The organism is Pseudomonas sp. TE31087 (assembly GCF_057284075.1).
The window spans coordinates 1014001-1032379 of record NZ_JBXVNN010000001.1 but is presented as its reverse complement, the minus strand read 5'-3'; the positions used below and the strand labels follow the sequence as shown (position 1 = coordinate 1032379).

Below are 18379 nucleotides of genomic sequence, written 5' to 3'. Positions count from 1 at the left end.
AACCGCGCCCAATACCTAGAATCAATCTAATCAATTTCAAAAAAATATAACGAGCAATCAAGTTAATGTCTAAAACTTGTTAATGCCGCGCTAAATGATGTAGAAAGTCATTAAGGCTGATGAAAAATTGGGGCAGATCGCTGCTAAAAACCAGGGGGGGGGGCTGTCACACCTCGAACCCGCGCGACACACTACTTATTTTAAAATAGAAAAATCAAGCGAGTTTAGCAGGTAGCTATCTTGCTTTATACAATTTAATGTGTGCAGAGCATGGGGCAAAAAGATTTCTTCCTAGGTCCAGGTGGTAATAGCACTCCGTGCTAAATTGAAGTGAGTGCGAGGAGTTATATATGAGTGCTCGTAGAATGCCGTCAATGGCGGCGATTATGTTTGCATTTTTTGCATTATTAGTTTCTTTTGACGCTCTTTCAGGCCCTAACATTTCTACGAACTGGAAGTCGGTCGCTATGGATAAATTCGAATGCCTTAACCGAGGGGAAGTGGTGCTGAGCGGACTAGGGTACTCACCAATTAAGACGCAATACTCTGTATTTGCAGAAAAGAGTGAAATCACATTGATGGTTCGATGCGACCTTCCAAGTTTAGTATTTTTTATTGCCTCACGTCATAGCAAACTAGATTCTGCCCATAACTTTGTCGAGCTCGAAGAGCTTAGTACGCAGTTTTGAGCAAGAGCACCTTAAAGCCACAAGGCATGATACCCCTTCGAGCCTCAGTGAAGTCGAATTATTTCAATTTTGTCTTTTTGCCTGTAAAACTTTGGTGCTTATTCGTTGAGTAATAATTTCATGGCGCCAAAGTACCGTGAAATAGTGCTAATGAGTTCCGTTCGGCCAGGCTAGGCTTGTTACTGCCCCCTTGAAAGCTTTAAAAATATAGATCTGATTGGCATCTACAACATCAAGCCAGATGATGTGCGAATGGTGCCTAAAATCATCATCAAACTTGGCAACTGGTGTCGCGAGGGCACGAATTTATTTGTTGCTCAAACAGTCTGCTTTTGGCCGTTATCTGCCCTTCCCGGAGGGCAGCTTTGGGTCGTTAGGTGTCAGTTGCCGTCGCACACCTGAGCTCCACCACTCCAGCCCCCCACTGCCCGCATTAGCTCTGCCATTGACACCCTACAACGAGATACCTGAGTCAGACTCTCCAGCACGACCACCCAATGCCATCTCAGCCTCAACCCGCGCTTGAATCCACTCAACAAACGCACGCACCTGCACTCGCCGCATATTCTCCCCGCGACCAACCAGGTAATAAGCAAACCGCGAAGGCCAGGCCCGGTCCACCGCCACCACCAACCTGCCACTTCGCAGATCCTCTTCGGCATGCTGCGCCTGTACCAGAGCAATACCCTGCCCACTGACAGCCGCACGCACCAACAGCAGATCCTCGTCAAAGCTCGGTCCCCGGCGGCTACGGTGATCGGGCTCGACACCATGAGCCTGCAACCACAGCGTCCAGTCGGCACGCTCGGCATCCTGCAGAAGTGGGTAGTGCAGGCAGTCCTGCGGCTCGTTCAGGGCCGGCCCGCCGGCAAGCAAGCCAGGGCTGGTCACCGGCAGCAGCACAGGCGCCAGCAACGGTATCGACTCCAGCCCCGGGTAATCGCCCAGGCCATGACGCAAGGCAATATCGACAGGCTCCCGGTGCAGATCGACAAGCTCGGCCGTGGACTGCACCTGCACGTCGATCTCCGGGTGCAGCGCATTGAAGTCCGCCAACCGCGGTACCAGCCAGCTGGACGCGAATGACGGCTGGGTGCTGATCGTCAAGGTGTTGGCCCGTGTCAGCACTTGAAGATCAAGCAACGCGCTTTCAATTTGGCCAAACCCACGCGACAGCCCCGGATACAGACTCGCGCCCGCCTCCGTGAGCTGGACGCCATAACGGCTGCGGGTCAGTAAGGTGACTCCGAGGCGATCTTCCAACAGGCGAATCTGTTGACTGATAGCACCCGGGGTCACGCCCATGCGCTCGGCGGCGGCCTTCAGGCTGCCCAGGCGAGTGGTTTCGGAAAAGGCACGCAACGCAAGCAACGGCAACACGGCACCCATGCAATACCAACCTTAGAAAAACTGATTTAAGCAAGTGGAATGATCGTTCGTAAACCACCTGGATGATACCTAGCATAGCGTTGTGCCAGACACATTCGAATCAGTTTTACTAAGGTTAAAATCATGCCGGACCCTGCGTTTGTGCTTTACACCGACAGCTCCCCCAACGGTTTCAAGATCACCATTGCCCTCGAAGAGCTGGGGCTGCCTTATCGCCTGGTCCACGTGAACATCGACCTGGGCGAGCATCGCCACGAAGACTTCCTGGCACTCAACCCGGCAGGTCGCATCCCGGTGCTGGTAGACCGCAAAGCCGGCATCGTGCTGTTCGAATCAGCCGCGATTCTGCTGTACCTGGCGCAACACAGCGGTCAACTGCTCGAACAGGCAGCGCAACCGCGTTGGGCGGCAATCACCTGGCTGATGTACCACAGCGCCAGCATGGGCCCCTTGCTGGGTCAGCGCGTGCACTTCGAGTGCTTCGAGCCGATCCCCAATCCTGCGGCGCAGAAGCGCTACCGCGCCCTCACCGAGGATGCCTTCGCACTTCTCGACCAGCAACTTGCAACCCGCCCATGGTTGGCCGGCGAATCCTATTCGATTGCAGATATCGCCAGCTTCGCCTGGCTGCACATCGCCGAGATCGTTGGCTTCGACTTCAGTTCCTACCGCCATCTGAATCGCTGGTACCGGCAGATCGAGCAGCGTCCCGCCGTGCAACGCGGCATTCGTCTCCCGGCGCCCGCCACCGGCCCCTGACTCCCCGACCAAGGAATGTCCATGACCCCTATCAGCACCCAGGGCGCCAGCGCCGATGCCTTCGCCCTGCATCCCGGTTACCGTCGTATGTTCGCCCACGGTCAGTTGACCCTGGGCATCTTCCTGCCGCTTCGTTTCTATGACGGCGATATGGGCGTGCTGCACGGACAGGCGCAACTGGTCAGCGAGATCGACCGCCTGGGCTTTGCCGCCGCCTGGGTACGTGATGTGCCCTTGTACGATCCTGCCTTCGGTGATGCCGGCCAGGTATTCGATCCGTTCACCTACCTGGCCTATCTGACGGCCCATACCCGCAGGATCACCCTGGCAACCGGCAGCGCGATTTTCACGCTGCGTCACCCTGTCGACCTGGCGAAAGCCGCGACCAGCGTGGACTGTCTGTCAGGTGGACGCCTGGTGTTGGGCATCGCCTCGGGCGATCGACCGGTGGAGTTTCCGGCCTATGGCCTGACCCATGACGGTCGAGGGGAGCGCTTCGCGCAGAGCGTGGACTACTTCCGCCGACTGCTGGCCGGCCATCCTGCACCGATCCATTCGCCACTGGGACAGCTCGATGGCGCCAAACTGCTGCCCAGCGCCGTCACTGGACGGATCCCGCTGCTGGTGACAGGCTCATCGCGCCAGTCGTTGCAGTGGCTTGGCGAGCAGGCCGACGGCTGGATCACCTACCCCGACGCCACCCACAATATCCTTGGGCCTCGGCGCCTGGCCGAGAAGATCAGTGCCTGGCGGGCGCTCATTCCCGGTGGAGGCTTCCGCCCGCATGTCACCAATGAATGGATCGACCTCGATGAGGACCCGACCTTCCCGCGCACGCCGCAACAAGGCGGCTACGTGTTGCGCACCGGTCGAAACGGCCTGATCGATCTGCTGCATGAGTGGCGTGACGCCGGGGTCAATCATGCGGCACTGGGCATGCAGATGGCGCGGCGCCCGACGTTGGAAATCATCCAGGAACTGGCCGAAGAAGTGCTGCCGCTGTTTCCTGCGCTGGCAGGTCCAGAACCTCATGCGCAAGCCTGGTAGCCGAGGCCAGACCATCACTGACGGCTGATACCGACCTTGCGCGGCGCCGCAAGTCAGAGGTTGAAGCGCGGGCAGCCGCCCCGTAACGAAGGGCGGCGTTGGCTTACCTTTTTGGCTTTACCCGCGCAGTGCGGCGGGCAGATCAGGAAGGGAACAGCTTACTCAGACAACTGAGTTTTTTCTTGTAGGACCGTCGGGCTTGCAGCGCCTCTTCCAGTGTCACCGCAACGAAGCGGGCCTTCTGGTTGGGTTGCATCTGGCCGACCAGGTCGAGGTCGGCGCTGATCACCGTGCCGATCATCGCGTAGCCGCCACCGGACACCGCATCGCGGTGCAGAATGATGGGCTCGAGCCCTGCCGGCACCTGGATCGAGCCGATCGGGTAGCAGCTGTCGACGATATTCGAAGGGTCGGAGCCTGCGCCGAATGGCTGCTCGCGAGGCTGGAAGCTCAGCGGGCTGCCACCCTTGAAGCGATAGCCGATGCGATCTGCCTCCGAGCCGACAGTCCAGGCTTCAGCGAAAAAGCTGTCCGCCGCCGTCAGGGTCAGGCGCTCGTAGTACAGCCCCGGCACCACCCGCAGGGTGATCTCCCCTCCCAGCGACTGTCGCAACGCCATGGGCAGACTCGCCCCGACACGCCCCTTGCCGCTGGCGGTGCCGATCGGCAGTTCATCACCCATCACCAGCCTGCGCCCCTGAAAACCACCCAGCGCCCCCAGCGCGTAGGTGGAACGACTGCCGAGCACCACCGGCACATCGATACCGCCGGCCACCGCCAGATAAGCCCGCGCGCCAGCCTTGGGAAAATCGAAACGCAGCACTTGCCCGGCCTTCACTTCGAAGGCGGTGTCCAAGTGCATGTCCACGCCATCGACCTTCGGCGTCATCTGCGCGCCACATACCGCCACCAGGGCGTCCTGCTGAAATTCCAGCTCCGGCCCCAGCAAGGTGCACTCCAGCGCCGCCGAATTGGCCGGATTGCCCACCAACTGGTTGGCCGCGCTCAGGGCGTACTGGTCCAGCGCCCCGGAAGGCGGGATACCCAGGTGGTAGTAGCCTTCGCGGCCGAGGTCCTGCACCGAGGTGGCCAGACCGGGTTTGAGCACTTTGATCATGCCAGCACCTCCTGCAGCGACTTGGGATAACCGATCGGGTCGGCGAGGAACGCATCGAGCGAGAACTCCACTGGGCGGATGCGCAGATCGAAGCGCCCGGCTTCGACCTCGGCCACGGCGTGGTCATAGGCATCGCGGTCCATCGGCTTGAACTGCACGATGTCGCCGGGACGGAAGAACACCATGTGCTCCTTCAGGTACGCCAGGTTCTGCTGTGGGTCGTAGATCGGTGCCGGAGTGACGCCAAACATCTGGTAGCCACCGGCGCCACGTACCGAGTAGATGCAACCGAAGCAGCCACCATGGCCCAGGGTCAGTTTCGGCGTGTCGGTACGCGGCCGCAGGTACTTGGGCACCTGCAACTGGCGTTCGCGCTCGACCATCTGGAACATGAACGGCAGGCCCGCCACAAAGCCCACCATCGAAACGAACCAAGGCGCGCCACTGTGGGTAGCGATGAACGCCTCGACGTCGGCCAAGCCGTTGAGGCGCGCGGCGTACTCCAGGTCCGTGGCATTCGGATCCTGGTGGCGGTCGCGAAAGCGCATCAGGGTTTCGTGGGTCCAGGGATCGTTGTAGAGCACCGGGATCTCGATGATCCGGGTGTGCAGGGTGCGCTCGGCCACGGCCTCGGTCTCGGCCCCCTTCACCGCTTCCAGCAGATCGGCCGGCGCGATGCGATCCGGGTCAAAGCGGATCTGGAACGAGGCGTTGGCCAAGCACACGTCGAGCACGCCATCGAGGGCCAGACGCTCCACCGCGCGGGTGACCGCCATGCCCTTGAAGAAGGCTTCAAGGGACATGCTGTCGCTGACTTCGGCAAACAGGTGTTCGTCGGCGCCAAAGCTGTAGCGAATCGGACTGCTCATGCTGCACCTCCGCTGCGGCGCTCGGCCAGCCAGGTTTCCAATGTGCCGGTGTGGAAATCGGCGGTGTGCAACCAGGGTTGCTCCAGCAGTTCGCCATGCAACGACAAGGTGCTGGCCATGCCGGTGAGCGTGGTCTGCTCGACCGCCAGTCGCGCGCGGGCCAGGGCTTCGGCGCGGTCACGGCCATGAACAATCAGCTTGGCCAGCAGCGAGTCATAGTATGGCGGCACCCGGTAGCCTTCATACAGATGACTGTCGACCCGCACGCCCTCGCCTTGTGGCCAGTTCAGCGCTTGCACAAGCCCTGGGCTTGGGAAGAAATCCTTTGCTGGGTCTTCGGCGTTCAGGCGCATCTGCAGGGCTGCGCCGTTGATCGCGATATCGCCTTGCTTGAGTCCCAGTGGCTCGCCATCGGCAATGCGCAACATGGCCTGGACCAGATCGATACCGGTGATCAGCTCGCTGACCGGATGTTCCACCTGGATCCGTGTGTTCATCTCGATGAAGAAAAACTCACCGGTGGCGTCGTCGTACAGGTATTCAAGGGTGCCGGCGCCCTTGTATCCCAGCGCCTCGGTCAGGCGCACGGCGCTCGCGCACAGGGCCTCGCGCTGCCGCGCATCGAGGACCGGCGACGGCGCTTCCTCGAAGATCTTCTGTCGACGGCGTTGCAGCGAACATTCGCGCTCGAACAGGTGCACCGCCTGCTTGCCGTCGCCCAGCACCTGCACTTCGATATGCCGGGCCTTGCCGATGAAACGCTCCAGATACACCGCGCCATTGCCAAAGGCGGCCTGGGCTTCGCGCTGGGAACGGGGAAATTCTTCGCGCAACTGTTGCAGGTTTTGCGCCAGGCGAATGCCGCGTCCGCCGCCTCCGGCCGAGGCCTTGATCAGCAGCGGGAAACCGACGGATTTGGCGGCCTCGACCGCCGACTCCACATCGAACAGTTCATCGGCAGAACCGGGCACCACCGGCACGCCCGCCGCTTGCGCGGTGCGCCGGGCTTCGGCCTTGTCACCCATGCGGCGGATGGTCTCGGGGCATGGGCCGACGAAAATCGCCCCAGCCGCGAGTACCGCTTCGGCGAATTCGGCGTTTTCCGAAAGAAAGCCGTAACCAGGGTGCACCGCGTTGGCTCCGGTGGCCTTCAGGGCACCGAGCAAGGCCTCGACATTGAGGTAGCTCTTGTCAGCACGGGCCGGGCCGAGGATGTGCACTTCGTCGGCCATGCGCGCGGCCTGGGAGTCGGCGTCTGCTTCGCTGCATGCCGCCACGGTTGGAATCCCGAGTGCCTTCGCGGCACGGATGATCCGCACGGCGATCTCGCCACGGTTGGCGATCAGCAGTTTACCAATGCCTTGGGTCATGGTCGTGCCCTCACGCATCTTCGAGTGTCGCGATGACCTGACCCGGCTCCACCGGATCACCGTCTTCGACCAGAAACGCGTCCAGACGCCCTGCCGTACCCGCGGTCAGTTCGGAAAACTGCTTCATGACCTCGATCAGGCCAATCACCGTGTCGGCGCTGACGTTGGCACCGGCCTCGACGTAGTTCGGCGACTCCGGGGTGGCCTTGCGGTAGAACGTCCCCGGCAATGGGGTGATGACTGTGTGCTGCGCCATGTCTGTTCCTCTTGGAATAGTTGTAGAAAGGCAGGCAAAAAATCTGTGTGTCGAGCAAACCCTGGCGTCTGCGTGCCAGGTGTCTTCGGTTGCGTTATCGCGGTGCGCGCACCTCGATCCCCGCGCCATCGAGCGCTTTGCGGGTGGCCTCGACCAGTGCCAGGGCACCGGGTGTATCGCTGTGCAAGCAGATGGAGTCGAACTCGATCGCCAGGTCTTCACCCTCCACCGTGCGCACCACGCCTTGCTGACAGGCACGCAGTACCCGCGCAGCGACTTGCGCGGGGTCGTAGGCACGCACGTTGCGGGTGAAGACGATGGAGCCGCTGATGTCGTATTCGCGGTCGGCGTAGAACTCGCGGATCACTGGCTGGCCAAGCTCCTTGGCGATGCGCCAGATCGTCGAGTCGGGCATGCAATACAGCAGCAGCTCGGGCTCCAGGCGCTGCAGGTTTTCTACCAGCAAGCGCGCCGTTTCTTCGTCCCGGGCCAGGTGCATGTACAGCGCACCGTGAGGTTTGATGTGTTGCAGGGCCACGCCTTGAACTCGGGCGAGCTCACGCAGGGCGCCCAGCTGATACAGCATGTCGTCCACCAGCTCCTGGGCCGATGCAATGATGTGGCGGCGGCCGAACCCGACCAGGTCACGAAAGCCCGGATGGGCACCGACGGCCACGCCCAGGCGCTTGGCCTGCTCGACCGTGCGACGCATGGTGCCGGGGTCGCCGGCATGGAAACCGGTGGCGATGTTGGCCGAGCTGATGAAGCCCATCAGTTCGTTGTCGACCCCGTCGCCGATCGTCCACGGACCGAAGCCTTCGCCCATGTCCGAATTGAAATCTACTGCCTGCATGACACGTGCTCCTGACGCTTGTGACTTCATGCAGAGCACGTTAAGTTCCAGCCAACCCCTTGGGAAGATCTATTATCCGAGGGGATATCTTCTGAAAATCAGATACCCATCAAGCGGAGTGCTCATGTCTCTGACCCTGCGCCAGGTTCGCTACTTCGTCGCCACGGCCGAGATCGGGCAAATCTCCCAAGCTGCGATTCATCTGAATATTTCCCAGTCGGCGGTAACCACTGCGATCAAGGAACTGGAGGGCATGCTCGGCACGCTACTGTTCCAGCGCTCGGCCCAGGGCATGAGCCTGACCGATGCCGGACGGCACTTTCTCAATCGGGCCTACGTGATCTTGCGCAGCGTCGACGACGCCCTCAACAGCCCGCTGCCGGACGTTCGCGCCACCGGCCTGTTGCGGGTAGCGGCCAGTTACACGGTGATCGGCTACTTCCTGCCGCACCACCTGCAACGCCTGGAACACTGGCACCCGGACGTGGCCATCGAAGTGCACGAACGGGAGCGCCAGGCCATCGAGCAAGGCCTGCTTGAAGGCGAATTCGACATGGCGGTGGTGCTGACCTCGAACCTGACCCACCCGGACATCGTCTCGAAAACCCTGTTCAATTCCGAGCGCCGGCTGTGGCTGCCCAGTCATCACCCGCTGTGCGAACGCTCGGCCGTGAGCCTTGCCGACGTCACACAGGAGCCCTTCATCCTGCTTACCGTCGACGAAGCCGAACAAAGCGCCATGCGCTACTGGGAACATGCCCACCAGCAGCCCAACGTGCGAATCCGCACCAGCTCTGTGGAAGCGGTGCGCAGCATGGTGGCCAACGGCAGCGGCGTGGCGATCCTCTCCGACCTGGTACACCGCCCCTGGTCGCTGGAGGGTAAACGCATCGAAACAGTGACCATCAGCGACAAGGTCACCCCCATGAGCGTCGGCCTGGCCTGGCATCGCGAGCGGGAATTCAGCCCGGCGATGCACGCGTTCCACAATTACTTCCACGACGCCTTCCTGGCGCCGCAACAACTTTCCGCACGGCGCTGAAAGCAAGGAAAGCCTATCCGAGTGATGGGCAGACGTGACGTTGCAAACGACCACCTTCGGTGGTTGTGAAATGGCGATTAAGACAGGCTGAGGAATGCATACATACTGGTGTCCTGTTGTGATGCCGCTATCGACCCATAGTCGGGCAGCTAACGGTCAGACACAGTCAGCTTTCAGCGCCGAAACTGCCTCAGCCAGTTGGCCATCGAAGTACTCGGTGTCATCGCGGGGCTCTGAATCCAACCGCCGCATGGCCTCGACCAACAGTTGAGGAACTGCGACTCGCTGGCTCAGAAAAGTAGCGACCATGAGATCTGAAAGCGCTTCAAAAGGCGTGTCCCAGGCATCTCGACAACGCTGTAGCAACGTTGTCGACGTCGCACCTTTCCAAGGACCGATGAGGCTGGATACTGTCGTCATTTGATCCATCGCTCCGATAGTAATTGCGCAATTTCTGGCCCCGAACGGTTGCGTGAGGACTGTTTGCTCAGAGAAATGAGCGTACTCGCTGCCATTCCTTCCAGCACTCTTCTGGGACGATGTCTTCATAACCCCGCTCTTTTTCCAACGCGACGGCGACACTGAAGGGTATTGCTGTCGCGGTTGCATTATCGCGTATCTCAAGCACCTCACCCTCGCTGAGCTGGGAGCCTTTGCGATCCTCCGCCGCCTTGAGCAGGGATACAAGCGCCGGAACAAAAACGAGACACAGCGGATCTGTGGACAAAGGTTTGCCTCTTGCGAAGTTGATTGGGACTAAGGGTGCAGCTTATAGACCCGGGCAAGCGCACGCAAAGCCCAACCCCACCTTGGCTGCTTTGTCAGGCAGCCACGGCGATTCGCTATGGGTCGATAGGGCTCACTCGAGAATGGCCGCTTTCGACCCTTAGCGGCCACTCATAATCTGAAAGACAATGCCTACCTGCGTATACCTTAGCGAGGGAGAAACTCGTGGACCTTCATGAACAATTGGCCGAGGTCATGGACGCGACGACCTTCTTGGCTTTCGTCCACGCCCTAGCGGCTGATAAACGCGCAAGCAACGATTGGGAGAATACCAGCGTTGAAGCCTTTCTGGATGCCGCAATAGCTTGGGCCGAAGTGAGTGAATTTGGTATCCGCCAAGGGCTTTCACCTTCCAACCCGTGGGCGCAGTTCGCTACATTTCTTTACTGCGGAAAAATTTACGAGTAAGTGAAGAGCAATTCGGCTTCTGTTGTGTGTTTGCGAGTGGTCTATCGCCAGAACGCCTTGAAAGCTCTCTGGTAGGCTTCAAAGCCTTGATTAAAGGAGCCAGTATGCGTATCACCCAAGATTTACGTGCAAACGAAATCCTCAGGCTTGAGCATCTCTTGGAGGGTTTTAACTATTCGGTCTGGGTCAACACCTATGGGCCCTTTGACCTGGATAGGACGCTTGAAGAGCAACTCGCTTTTTCCACCGGTAACGAAGTGATCATCGGCGGGCAGTCCTGCGTGACCGCAAGCGAGGCTCGCAGTGAGGTTACCGAGCAACTGCTGCACGCCGGGGATGGCGGTTACGGCCCACTGGATTTGGATGCAAAACGCTCCGAAATCCTGAGTCTTCTTGAGGACCTGTTCACGCATGTGCGCCTAGACCAGGCCAGCACCCTAACTTCATTTTGGCTAACCAAGGGCCATCCGGCATACCCAGTGTTCTGGGACTTCGCTTTCGATATTCAGCAGGGTGGGAAAAGATGGATTTTGATGGGCAGTAGCAGCGACTAGGCTGGGATAGCTAAGCTTTCTGAAGACTTGGCCAAGTTTGCTGCTATGACCGCCATGGGTCGATTGCAGCCGTTCACGACCTGCAGCTTTCGACCCATAGCGGACAGATTTTGGATCAGGGGTATGAATGAAACGAGGGTGGAAGCCGGGACGCTACCTCAATCCAACAGCGGCTGATTTCTGCGGCAATGCTGCCAGCGCTCGTAGGCGGGACAGGTCCTTCGCACACCTTGAGATGTTTCACCAGCCAATCGTCCGTCCATCCTGCCCACTCGCCTGCAACGCTTCGCAAGTTTGACTCAAGGACTGGGAAAACCTCTCCCCACAGAATGATCCGAATTTCTTCCGACGAGTATTGACTGTCTATGACAGCCTTCGCCACATAGGTGAAAGTCCCGTGATCGATTTCGGTATCCAGGAACAGCTCGGATAAGGCTTGCCAAACCTTCAGGCGTCTTTGGTCAATCATGCGCACGACCCTCTCACATGGACGTTACTCAGACGAGAGAGAATATCTGCAAAAGCTGTACATGGTCGCTACTAGCGCCCTCTTCTGGCCGTTTGCTGCTCTCAGCGTAGGATCGCCATGGGTCGTCAGTGGTCAGTCGTGAACGGCAGCAGCCGCCCCATTGCAGACGCTGAAGAAAGCAGCATAGGGCGCTCAGTTCGAGAACTGCTTCATAGAATTCCTTTTCATGCACTGATTCGCGGATATTAGCCCATGTAAATCCTTAGTATGATCAGCTTCTCGATCTACACATGGAGTGTGCAATGCTTCCCAACAAGGCTTGCCCGGTGGTGCTGTCGTCTTCGCTACCGATCAGGCTTCTCCTGTTTCGGCATCCCTTGGCGGGCACCCAACTGGTTAAAGGCACTATCGAGAACGGAGAGCTACCCAGCGAAGCCGCCTTGCGTGAGCTGACAGAGGAGTCCGGTATCACTGGCGCTACGGTTGAGACAGACCTGGGGTGCTGGAGCGCTGAACATCAAGATCAGGTATGGTCGTTTCACCTTTGTCGATCAGGACGACACCTGCCTGAGCGCTGGGCTCATCAGACACTGGATGACCACGGCCACGTGTTCGAGTTTTTCTGGGCTCCGCTAGATGATCTTCCCTACACCGATTGCCACCCGGTGTTCCAGAGAGCGCTGGCGTTTTTATTTCAAAGACTCAAGGATTGGTCGTTAACAGCGATGAGCGACTGACCGCTTCCGACTCATAGCAGAGCCTAAGGCCAAGGTGCTGGCAATTACCTCAATCGCCCGGTGGTAGCGAGGCCTGCAGCGTCTTAAGGTCAGAGGTCGGGAGTACAAGGCTTTCCAAGGCCAACATGCTGCCGTTGGAGAGTTGCCAGTTGTAGAAGTCTGAAAAGTCATTCCTGGCCAACGCCCGGATAGTCTTCGCAACAAATCCGTGTGCTACAAGAAGAACACGCTTCGACGGATATCTCGACTCCAGGTCTACCAATCCGCCTCTGACCCGCTTCACAACATCAGCTATCGACTCTCCTCCGGTGGGCCCTACCCCCCATTGGCGCGTAATGTTTCGCGACCAAAGCTGCGGATATCGTTCCCTTGCGTCCGCCTGGGTCAACCCCTCGAAAACCCCAACATCACGCTCTCGAAAGCAGTCCATTGTCTGGGCCGGGAGCTTGAGCTTCTCGTTAAGAATACTGGCGGTTTCCATTGCTCGTAGACGAGGAGATACGACAAGCGTGTCCAGCTCATGGGGCAAACTCGCCCTTAGTTCTTGAGCTTGCTCACGCCCCCGCTCCGTGAGCGATGGGTCGAGCGATCCCAGGTAACGATGTTCGGCATTCGCCCAGGTTTCACCATGCCGTACGACATACAGGTCCATGAAATCCATCTCATCAGTGTAGAAGCGGCGGATTGTATCAACCTTGAAGTACCTGGCGCGGAAGATCTCGAACGTCCGCTATGGATCGAAAGCAGTGGGCCTCGAATAATCGAAAAGCCCTACGGGAGACCATCACTACCGCCTGATACCGCCCGCGAGCAGCGCCGCAAGGATAAACGGCCCCTTCTTCTCCAGATACTCAGCCATCCCCCCGGTATTGGTGGCCTCCAGCTCGATCTTGAGATCTTGGTATCGCTGCCGGAGAGAGGCGTCGGTCCTGAGCAGATCCCTGAACGTCAGCATCTGGATGACTGAAGGGTGGCCACGTCTGCAAATGTGGATCTTATGGGTGCGCACCTCGCCAACATTGCGGCGGTAGAAATGGTGCCCTTCCGACAAGTCACTGCCGCGTACATACCCCAGGCTAAGCAACACCTCGTCTCGGACTGCCGCATTGCGATGCTCTGAAACCTCGATCAGCACATCGATCTCGGGCTTGGCGGCAAGTTGCGCAACAGCCGTGCTGCCCACATGGTGGATACCGAGAAGCTCATCGCCGAATGCCGGTGCGAGCAGCACTTTGTCTGCCTCAAACCGCTGCGGCCATTCAGGATTGTAGGTCGTGATCTTGCTGGTCAGCGCCATGGGCCATCCTTAGGCAGGTTAACCGTTCTGATGCGCCTTCACGGCAGGCGCCTGCCGCCAATCGAGCTCGAGCATCTAGTGACCTTGCACAGCCTGATCAGACTGCGCGCCCAGACTCGCCAGAAAAACCTCGGTCTCCCGATTGGACCGCAGGCAGACCACGCGACACCCCGACGGCGCCGTCGCCATGAATCGCTTCATCGACTCCCGAGACGAGGTTTTCGTCCGCCACATGAACCTGAAAAACTCCGGCAGGTTGGCCAGCAGTTCCGGGCAGTCGTCCGGTAGGTCGGGTCGAGAGCGACCGCGGTTCAGCGCCGTTCTGAGGAGCACGCGCCAGAATCGAAGCGGCGCCGAGCGATCGATCCATATCAGCATGTCAGCGCGGGCCAGCCGGTTGTTCCATGTGGTCGAGTGTCCGCCTTCGAAGATCCAGCGCTCACGGGCCTCGACCTCATGGCAAAGACGCGTCTTCTCGTCCCGGCTGCGTTCGACCCACCCTGGCTGCCAGTGAATCGTGTCGATATGCACGACCGGCAGCCCTGTGCGCTCGCCCAGCTTGCGCGCCAGGGTACTTTTCCCAGACCCTGGCTGACCAATGATCATCACCCGTTGCATTGAAGCTCCCTCTCGCCATGCCTGCTGAATTTTGGGCGCGCGATTCTACGGCAATCAGCGACGCGGTCAACTGCATGCGTACTTGCAAGGGCATCGGTACAAGACGGGTGAAGCGCCACCCCAGGCCTTCGATCAATATTGGTAGCGCAAGGTCACCGCAAAATTGCGAGGATCACCGTAGTACAGGCCACCGAAATTGTTCGAAGTGGGCAACGACTGGTAGTACGTCTTGTCCAGCACGTTGTTGAGGTTGTACTGCACACTGAACTGTTGGTTGATCTGGTAATGGGCATGCAGGTTGAGCAAGGCGTAGCCACCCTGTTCAATCCTGTACCCGGTCACATCGGCGGCGGTGCGGCTCTGGGCATACACATCGCCGCCCACACGCCATTGGTCGAGGACACCGGGCAAGCGGTAGTCCGTCGACACCTTGAGCAGGCGCCGCGGGATCTTGCGGTAGTAGTCCGAGCCTTTGCTACCGCCGGCCACATACTCCGGATCACTGTAGGTGTAGCCCGCGCTGACGTTCCAGTTCTCCAATGGCTCGCCTGAAATCTCCAGTTCGAAGCCGCGGTTACGCACTTTCGCGCCGGCTTCGTAACACTTGCTCGTACCGGTCACGCCACAGGTGGGCGACACCGACAGTGCCTCGGGCATGTTTTCCAGGTTGGTCTGGAAAATCGCCAGGGAGGTGTTCAAGCGGCCTTCGAAGTACTCACCCTTGATGCCGGTTTCGTAGTTCTCGCCTTCGATCGGATCAAGCAGGGTATTGCCGACACCATAGTAACTCTGTGTCTTGTAGATCTCGGTGTAGCTGGCATACCAGGTGTGGTGTTTGTCCAGGTCCAGTACCAACCCCGCGTAGGGCACCAGCCGGCCATTCTCCCGGTATTGATCATTGGTATAGGGGCTGCCCACCTTGTAGTCCGACCAACTCACCCGCGTGCCGAGGATCAGGCTCAGGTCATCAGTGAGGCTGAAGCGCGAGGCGCCGTACAGCCCACGCTCCTTGCGCGTGTAGTTGTAGTCCGCGCCGATGGCATTGAGGATGGGGCTGGGCAGCGCACTGTAGTCGAAGTCGGTGATGTTGATCGTCGGGTTGTTGGTGGCACTCTTGATCACCGCGTCGAACTCGTCCTGGCGCGTGTTGGCCCCAAGCATCAGCTGATGCTTGCGCCCGAACAGCTCGAAGGGGCCGGTCGCGTAGAGATCCAGCGCGAACTGGGTGTCTTCGTAGTCGGCCTGGGAGACGGTCATCCGATAGTTGTCACCCGATACCCGGTTCGGATACGCGGAAAGAAAGTCGGCGTCCGACCAGATCGCGTTCATGGCCAGGGTCACCTTCCACTCGTTGTCGAAGGTGTGCGTGACATCGCTGAACAGCGTGTAGTTGTTGCGATCCAGGTGGGCCCACTTGCCGTTGAGGTTGGTGGAACGCGAAAGCGGATAGAAAGCGCCGTTGCTGCGGGTATTCAAGCCGCCCCAGTCATAGCCGTTCTGGTTGTCCTTCTGGATCGTGGCGCCGACCGTCAGCACGGTGGCGTCGTCGAGATCCGCTTCGCCGACCAGGTAGAGCAACTGGTTGTCGCGCCCGGAGCCGTCCTTGTAGCTGTTGGCGTTGTTGTAATAGGCCACTGCGCGGCCGCGCACATTGCCTGTGGGGGTCAAAGGCCCGGACACATCCACCTGGCTACGATAATTGTCCCAGGAGCCCGCGCCCAGCTCCGCGCCCAGGCGAAAGTCCTGGGTCGGTCGCTTGCGCACCAGGTTGATCGCCGCCGACGGGTTGCCCGTCCCCTGCAGCAAGCCATTGGCCCCACGGACGACTTCGACGCGGTCATAGATCGCCATGTTCGAGGTGGACATGACGTCCATCGAGTAGTTTTCCGAGATATTGGTCGGAATACCGTCGTATTGCAGATCGCTGATCTCGAAGCCGCGCGAGTAGTAGGTAGAGCGGTCAGTGCCGATCTTGGTGAGGGTGATGCCGGTCGCCGTGCGCGCGACATCGTCCAGGTTCTGGATGTTCTGGTCATCCATCTTCTTGCGGGTGATCACCGTCACCGACTGCGGTGTTTCGCGCAGGCTCAGGGCGAGCCTGGTCGCCGTATTGGTTGACCCCGTGGTGTAAGACCCGCTGCCCTCGGTAGTCGAGCCGAGCACCTTGCCGGAAATGGTGGTCGCCCCGAGCTCCAGCGCGTCTGTAACCGGCGATGCCTGCAGGAGTTGATAACCATCCTGGGTTGGGCTTGCCACCAGCCCCGAGCCCAGCAAGGCCTGGGCAAAACCGCCTTCGATGGTGAAGCTGCCTCGAACGCCCGGGCTGGTCAAACCTTGCACCTGGCGGGACTCGAACGAGATGGGGGCGCCGCTGGCCTGGGCGTAACGACTGAGTACTTCACCCAATGGGCCGGCAGCGATGTCATATCGCTGCACGATCTGCTCGGCCAAGGCGCTGGCAGGCAGCACCAGCGGTGCCGCACAAAGGGCCAGGCGCACGGCCAGGCAGAGGCTGCGCGAGGTGGAACGCGGCAGCGCTCGAATCGGCGAGTTCATGTTTTCGATACTCCTGATGGTGTTGGCCATGGGAGGACGGGCGAAAATCGAAAACACGAAATGATTATTGAAATTATTTACTCACCACATCGGGTTTCAGGGTCACCCTGGTTATCCAGGGGGTGTACTGGCTGACCTCGATCGGCAAGGTGCGTTGCAGCAGCCGCAGTGCCTGGCGTGGATCGTCCAGCGGCAGCATGACCGTGACCCGCAGGCCTGCAAGGGCTGCATGGTCGGCCCACAGCACACCGGGGTAGTGGCGCGACAAGCGCGCGAGCACATCGCTCAGCGGCTGATCATCTGCCAGCAGCTGGTGCTTGCGCCACGCCTGCTCAAGGGGTCCTGCCTGCACCTGCTCTACCTTGCCAGGGCCTTCGGCGCTCAGGCGCACGCGCTGGTTGACGGTCAGGTGCAATGATTGCCCGGCACTGCTGATGGCAGTAGTCGACTCGAACATGACCACTTGCGTCGAGTCGTCCTGTCGCTCCACCGTGAAGCGCGTGCCAAGAGCCTGCACACGCCCATGCGCCGTGACCACCACGAACGGGCGAGGATCCTTGGCGACATCGACCAGGACTTCGCCGCGCAGCAGTTCGATCCTGCGTTCGCCTGCGTCGAAGCGCACATCCACCGCCGACCCCGCGTCCAGGTGGATCTGGCTGTCATCGTCGAGTCGGTGATCGAGCCAATCCCCTGCCGAGGTGCTCAGGTCCGCCAGCAGGTAGCCCTGTTGCCAATAGGTCGTGGCAGCCCACGCCATTGGCACCAGGGCGATCGCCCAGGCCAGTGCCTGCGCCTTGTGGCTCAGGGCTTTGCGCGGTGCCTGGCGCAGGGCCGTGACGGCCGCGTGGCGGGGAAGCTGTTGCAGCGAGCCCAGACGCCCCTGCAAGCGGGCGACCGCCGCGCCATGCTCGGACGACTCGGTCAGCCACGCCTGGAATGCTGCCTGCAAGTGCTCATCGGCCTGGTTGTCGAGCAGCACCAGCCATTGCGCCGCTTCGCGCAGGACGGAGTCGGCCGTCGTCTCTGCCATCAGCTCGTCCCCATGGCGGCATCGCAAGCCAGCATGGCTTCGACCAGGTCGGCCTGCACGGTCCTCACCGAGATGCCGTGGTGGCGAGCAATGTCATCCTGAGGCCAGCCTTCAAGGTGACGCAGGATGAAGGTCTCCCGGACCCTCGCCTTCATGCGTGACAAAGCCTGGTCGATACGTTCGAGCAGCTCGATGGCCTGCAGGATCTGTTCGGGAGAAAACGCCTGGTCCATGTGCTCGATACTGCGCTCAAGCTCCTCTCTGTAAGTCTGTTCCAGCCGCAAACGGCGACCGTTGTCGATCAGGATGCGACGCGCGATGGTGGCCAGGAATGCTCGAGGTTCCCGAGGCGGATCGTAGTGCCCGGCGGTGAGTACACGGTAAAAGGTGTCCTGGGCAAAATCCGAGGCCTGATGCGGACATTGCAGGCGACGCCGCAGCCACGTCACCAACCAGTGATGGTGCCCTGCATACAGTTCGCCAATTGAGTCGGATGAGGTGGATCGCGATTTGTCCATGAAAACGGGCAA

22 protein-coding genes are annotated in these 18379 nt (G+C 59.8%); 7 read left to right on the top strand and 15 right to left on the bottom strand.

Annotated elements, in window-relative coordinates; genetic code table 11:
- Nucleotides 1-350 precede the first annotated feature (350 nt).
- The gene (locus tag ACZ899_RS04665; protein WP_234560964.1) at nucleotides 351-689 is read left to right on the top strand and encodes a hypothetical protein; all 339 of its coding nucleotides are present in this window, start codon (nucleotides 351-353) and stop codon (nucleotides 687-689) included.
- A 453-nt stretch (nucleotides 690-1142) separates the two neighbouring features.
- Here the strand turns inward: ACZ899_RS04665 and ACZ899_RS04660 are convergent, their stop codons facing one another.
- On the bottom strand, nucleotides 1143-2078 hold the full coding sequence (locus tag ACZ899_RS04660; RefSeq protein ID WP_234560963.1) for a LysR substrate-binding domain-containing protein: 936 nt from the start codon (nucleotides 2076-2078) through the stop codon (nucleotides 1143-1145).
- 123 nt (nucleotides 2079-2201) lie between these two features.
- On the opposite strand from ACZ899_RS04660, the gene ACZ899_RS04655 reads away from it, so the two are divergent.
- Nucleotides 2202-2837: a glutathione S-transferase family protein gene (locus ACZ899_RS04655; RefSeq protein ID WP_234560962.1), complete on the top strand. Its 636-nt coding sequence runs from the start codon at nucleotides 2202-2204 to the stop codon at nucleotides 2835-2837.
- Nucleotides 2838-2858: 21 nt separating this feature from the next.
- Nucleotides 2859-3884, top strand: coding sequence for an LLM class oxidoreductase (locus ACZ899_RS04650; RefSeq protein WP_234560961.1), 1026 nt, complete (start codon nucleotides 2859-2861; stop codon nucleotides 3882-3884).
- A gap of 142 nt (nucleotides 3885-4026) precedes the next feature.
- Here the strand turns inward: ACZ899_RS04650 and ACZ899_RS04645 are convergent, their stop codons facing one another.
- From ACZ899_RS04645 to ACZ899_RS04625, 5 genes are all read right to left on the bottom strand, one after another.
- Nucleotides 4027-5001 carry a 5-oxoprolinase subunit C family protein gene (locus ACZ899_RS04645; RefSeq protein ID WP_234560960.1) on the bottom strand — a complete coding sequence of 325 codons (975 nt, stop codon included), beginning with the start codon at nucleotides 4999-5001 and terminating at the stop codon, nucleotides 4027-4029.
- Complete coding sequence (locus ACZ899_RS04640; protein WP_234560959.1) at nucleotides 4998-5870, bottom strand: 5-oxoprolinase subunit B family protein; 873 nt, start codon at nucleotides 5868-5870, stop codon at nucleotides 4998-5000. Before ACZ899_RS04640 ends, ACZ899_RS04645 begins: the two co-directional genes overlap by 4 nt.
- Nucleotides 5867-7240 carry an acetyl-CoA carboxylase biotin carboxylase subunit gene (locus tag ACZ899_RS04635; protein WP_234560958.1) on the bottom strand — a complete coding sequence of 458 codons (1374 nt, stop codon included), beginning with the start codon at nucleotides 7238-7240 and terminating at the stop codon, nucleotides 5867-5869. The genes ACZ899_RS04640 and ACZ899_RS04635 overlap by 4 nt, the downstream gene beginning before the upstream one ends.
- A gap of 10 nt (nucleotides 7241-7250) precedes the next feature.
- Nucleotides 7251-7496, bottom strand: coding sequence for an acetyl-CoA carboxylase (locus ACZ899_RS04630; RefSeq protein WP_023629552.1), 246 nt, complete (start codon nucleotides 7494-7496; stop codon nucleotides 7251-7253).
- 94 nt (nucleotides 7497-7590) lie between these two features.
- On the bottom strand, nucleotides 7591-8349 hold the full coding sequence (locus tag ACZ899_RS04625; RefSeq protein ID WP_234560957.1) for a 5-oxoprolinase subunit PxpA: 759 nt from the start codon (nucleotides 8347-8349) through the stop codon (nucleotides 7591-7593).
- Nucleotides 8350-8473: 124 nt separating this feature from the next.
- On the opposite strand from ACZ899_RS04625, the gene ACZ899_RS04620 reads away from it, so the two are divergent.
- Complete coding sequence (locus ACZ899_RS04620; protein ID WP_186732303.1) at nucleotides 8474-9391, top strand: LysR family transcriptional regulator; 918 nt, start codon at nucleotides 8474-8476, stop codon at nucleotides 9389-9391.
- A gap of 156 nt (nucleotides 9392-9547) precedes the next feature.
- On the opposite strand, the gene ACZ899_RS04615 is transcribed toward ACZ899_RS04620, so the two are convergent.
- Nucleotides 9548-9940, bottom strand: coding sequence for a hypothetical protein (locus ACZ899_RS04615; protein WP_234560969.1), 393 nt, complete (start codon nucleotides 9938-9940; stop codon nucleotides 9548-9550).
- Nucleotides 9879-10118, bottom strand: coding sequence for a hypothetical protein (locus ACZ899_RS04610; RefSeq protein ID WP_234560956.1), 240 nt, complete (start codon nucleotides 10116-10118; stop codon nucleotides 9879-9881). The genes ACZ899_RS04615 and ACZ899_RS04610 overlap by 62 nt, the downstream gene beginning before the upstream one ends.
- Nucleotides 10119-10342: 224 nt before the next feature.
- Between ACZ899_RS04610 and ACZ899_RS04605 the strand changes: the two genes are divergently transcribed.
- Complete coding sequence (locus tag ACZ899_RS04605; protein WP_052895951.1) at nucleotides 10343-10585, top strand: DUF7660 family protein; 243 nt, start codon at nucleotides 10343-10345, stop codon at nucleotides 10583-10585.
- Between the two features lie 104 nt (nucleotides 10586-10689).
- A complete protein-coding gene (locus ACZ899_RS04600; protein ID WP_234560955.1) occupies nucleotides 10690-11139 on the top strand; it encodes a hypothetical protein in 450 nt (149 codons plus the stop codon).
- A gap of 115 nt (nucleotides 11140-11254) precedes the next feature.
- Here the strand turns inward: ACZ899_RS04600 and ACZ899_RS04595 are convergent, their stop codons facing one another.
- Nucleotides 11255-11608 carry a DUF7079 family protein gene (locus ACZ899_RS04595; protein ID WP_442799923.1) on the bottom strand — a complete coding sequence of 118 codons (354 nt, stop codon included), beginning with the start codon at nucleotides 11606-11608 and terminating at the stop codon, nucleotides 11255-11257.
- Between the two features lie 302 nt (nucleotides 11609-11910).
- On the opposite strand from ACZ899_RS04595, the gene ACZ899_RS04590 reads away from it, so the two are divergent.
- Nucleotides 11911-12345 (top strand): NUDIX hydrolase, encoded by a 435-nt coding sequence (locus tag ACZ899_RS04590; RefSeq protein WP_234560954.1) that lies wholly within the window; start codon nucleotides 11911-11913, stop codon nucleotides 12343-12345.
- Nucleotides 12346-12394: 49 nt separating this feature from the next.
- Here the strand turns inward: ACZ899_RS04590 and ACZ899_RS04585 are convergent, their stop codons facing one another.
- The 6 genes from ACZ899_RS04585 to ACZ899_RS04560 all read right to left on the bottom strand — a co-directional run bounded on the left by ACZ899_RS04585 (nucleotide 12395) and on the right by ACZ899_RS04560 (nucleotide 18367).
- Complete coding sequence (locus ACZ899_RS04585) at nucleotides 12395-12997, bottom strand: histidine phosphatase family protein (RefSeq protein ID WP_186712451.1); 603 nt, start codon at nucleotides 12995-12997, stop codon at nucleotides 12395-12397.
- Between the two features lie 135 nt (nucleotides 12998-13132).
- Nucleotides 13133-13642: a GrpB family protein gene (locus ACZ899_RS04580; RefSeq protein WP_234560953.1), complete on the bottom strand. Its 510-nt coding sequence runs from the start codon at nucleotides 13640-13642 to the stop codon at nucleotides 13133-13135.
- Nucleotides 13643-13717: 75 nt separating this feature from the next.
- Nucleotides 13718-14260: an AAA family ATPase gene (locus ACZ899_RS04575; RefSeq protein ID WP_234560952.1), complete on the bottom strand. Its 543-nt coding sequence runs from the start codon at nucleotides 14258-14260 to the stop codon at nucleotides 13718-13720.
- 132 nt (nucleotides 14261-14392) lie between these two features.
- Nucleotides 14393-16816, bottom strand: a complete 2424-nt coding sequence (locus ACZ899_RS04570; protein WP_234560951.1) for a TonB-dependent siderophore receptor — start codon at nucleotides 16814-16816, stop codon at nucleotides 14393-14395.
- Nucleotides 16817-16889: 73 nt separating this feature from the next.
- A complete protein-coding gene (locus ACZ899_RS04565) occupies nucleotides 16890-17849 on the bottom strand; it encodes a FecR family protein (protein WP_234560950.1) in 960 nt (319 codons plus the stop codon).
- A complete protein-coding gene (locus tag ACZ899_RS04560; protein ID WP_234560949.1) occupies nucleotides 17849-18367 on the bottom strand; it encodes a sigma-70 family RNA polymerase sigma factor in 519 nt (172 codons plus the stop codon). The genes ACZ899_RS04565 and ACZ899_RS04560 overlap by 1 nt, the downstream gene beginning before the upstream one ends.
- Nucleotides 18368-18379 lie beyond the last annotated feature (12 nt).

What these genes read in the sequence shown, in the direction of transcription:
- ACZ899_RS04665 (WP_234560964.1), top strand. Translation starts at nt 351, where the DNA reads ATGAGTGCTCGTAGAATGCCGTCAATGGCGGCGATTATGTTTGCATTT.
- ACZ899_RS04660 (WP_234560963.1), bottom strand. Translation starts at nt 2,078, where the DNA reads ATGGGTGCCGTGTTGCCGTTGCTTGCGTTGCGTGCCTTTTCCGAAACC.
- ACZ899_RS04655 (WP_234560962.1), top strand. Translation starts at nt 2,202, where the DNA reads ATGCCGGACCCTGCGTTTGTGCTTTACACCGACAGCTCCCCCAACGGT.
- ACZ899_RS04650 (WP_234560961.1), top strand. Translation starts at nt 2,859, where the DNA reads ATGACCCCTATCAGCACCCAGGGCGCCAGCGCCGATGCCTTCGCCCTG.
- ACZ899_RS04645 (WP_234560960.1), bottom strand. Translation starts at nt 5,001, where the DNA reads ATGATCAAAGTGCTCAAACCCGGTCTGGCCACCTCGGTGCAGGACCTC.
- ACZ899_RS04640 (WP_234560959.1), bottom strand. Translation starts at nt 5,870, where the DNA reads ATGAGCAGTCCGATTCGCTACAGCTTTGGCGCCGACGAACACCTGTTT.
- ACZ899_RS04635 (WP_234560958.1), bottom strand. Translation starts at nt 7,240, where the DNA reads ATGACCCAAGGCATTGGTAAACTGCTGATCGCCAACCGTGGCGAGATC.
- ACZ899_RS04630 (WP_023629552.1), bottom strand. Translation starts at nt 7,496, where the DNA reads ATGGCGCAGCACACAGTCATCACCCCATTGCCGGGGACGTTCTACCGC.
- ACZ899_RS04625 (WP_234560957.1), bottom strand. Translation starts at nt 8,349, where the DNA reads ATGCAGGCAGTAGATTTCAATTCGGACATGGGCGAAGGCTTCGGTCCG.
- ACZ899_RS04620 (WP_186732303.1), top strand. Translation starts at nt 8,474, where the DNA reads ATGTCTCTGACCCTGCGCCAGGTTCGCTACTTCGTCGCCACGGCCGAG.
- ACZ899_RS04615 (WP_234560969.1), bottom strand. Translation starts at nt 9,940, where the DNA reads ATGAAGACATCGTCCCAGAAGAGTGCTGGAAGGAATGGCAGCGAGTAC.
- ACZ899_RS04600 (WP_234560955.1), top strand. Translation starts at nt 10,690, where the DNA reads ATGCGTATCACCCAAGATTTACGTGCAAACGAAATCCTCAGGCTTGAG.
- ACZ899_RS04595 (WP_442799923.1), bottom strand. Translation starts at nt 11,608, where the DNA reads ATGATTGACCAAAGACGCCTGAAGGTTTGGCAAGCCTTATCCGAGCTG.
- ACZ899_RS04590 (WP_234560954.1), top strand. Translation starts at nt 11,911, where the DNA reads ATGCTTCCCAACAAGGCTTGCCCGGTGGTGCTGTCGTCTTCGCTACCG.
- ACZ899_RS04585 (WP_186712451.1), bottom strand. Translation starts at nt 12,997, where the DNA reads ATGGACCTGTATGTCGTACGGCATGGTGAAACCTGGGCGAATGCCGAA.
- ACZ899_RS04580 (WP_234560953.1), bottom strand. Translation starts at nt 13,642, where the DNA reads ATGGCGCTGACCAGCAAGATCACGACCTACAATCCTGAATGGCCGCAG.
- ACZ899_RS04575 (WP_234560952.1), bottom strand. Translation starts at nt 14,260, where the DNA reads ATGCAACGGGTGATGATCATTGGTCAGCCAGGGTCTGGGAAAAGTACC.
- ACZ899_RS04570 (WP_234560951.1), bottom strand. Translation starts at nt 16,816, where the DNA reads ATGAACTCGCCGATTCGAGCGCTGCCGCGTTCCACCTCGCGCAGCCTC.
- ACZ899_RS04565 (WP_234560950.1), bottom strand. Translation starts at nt 17,849, where the DNA reads ATGGCAGAGACGACGGCCGACTCCGTCCTGCGCGAAGCGGCGCAATGG.
- ACZ899_RS04560 (WP_234560949.1), bottom strand. Translation starts at nt 18,367, where the DNA reads ATGGACAAATCGCGATCCACCTCATCCGACTCAATTGGCGAACTGTAT.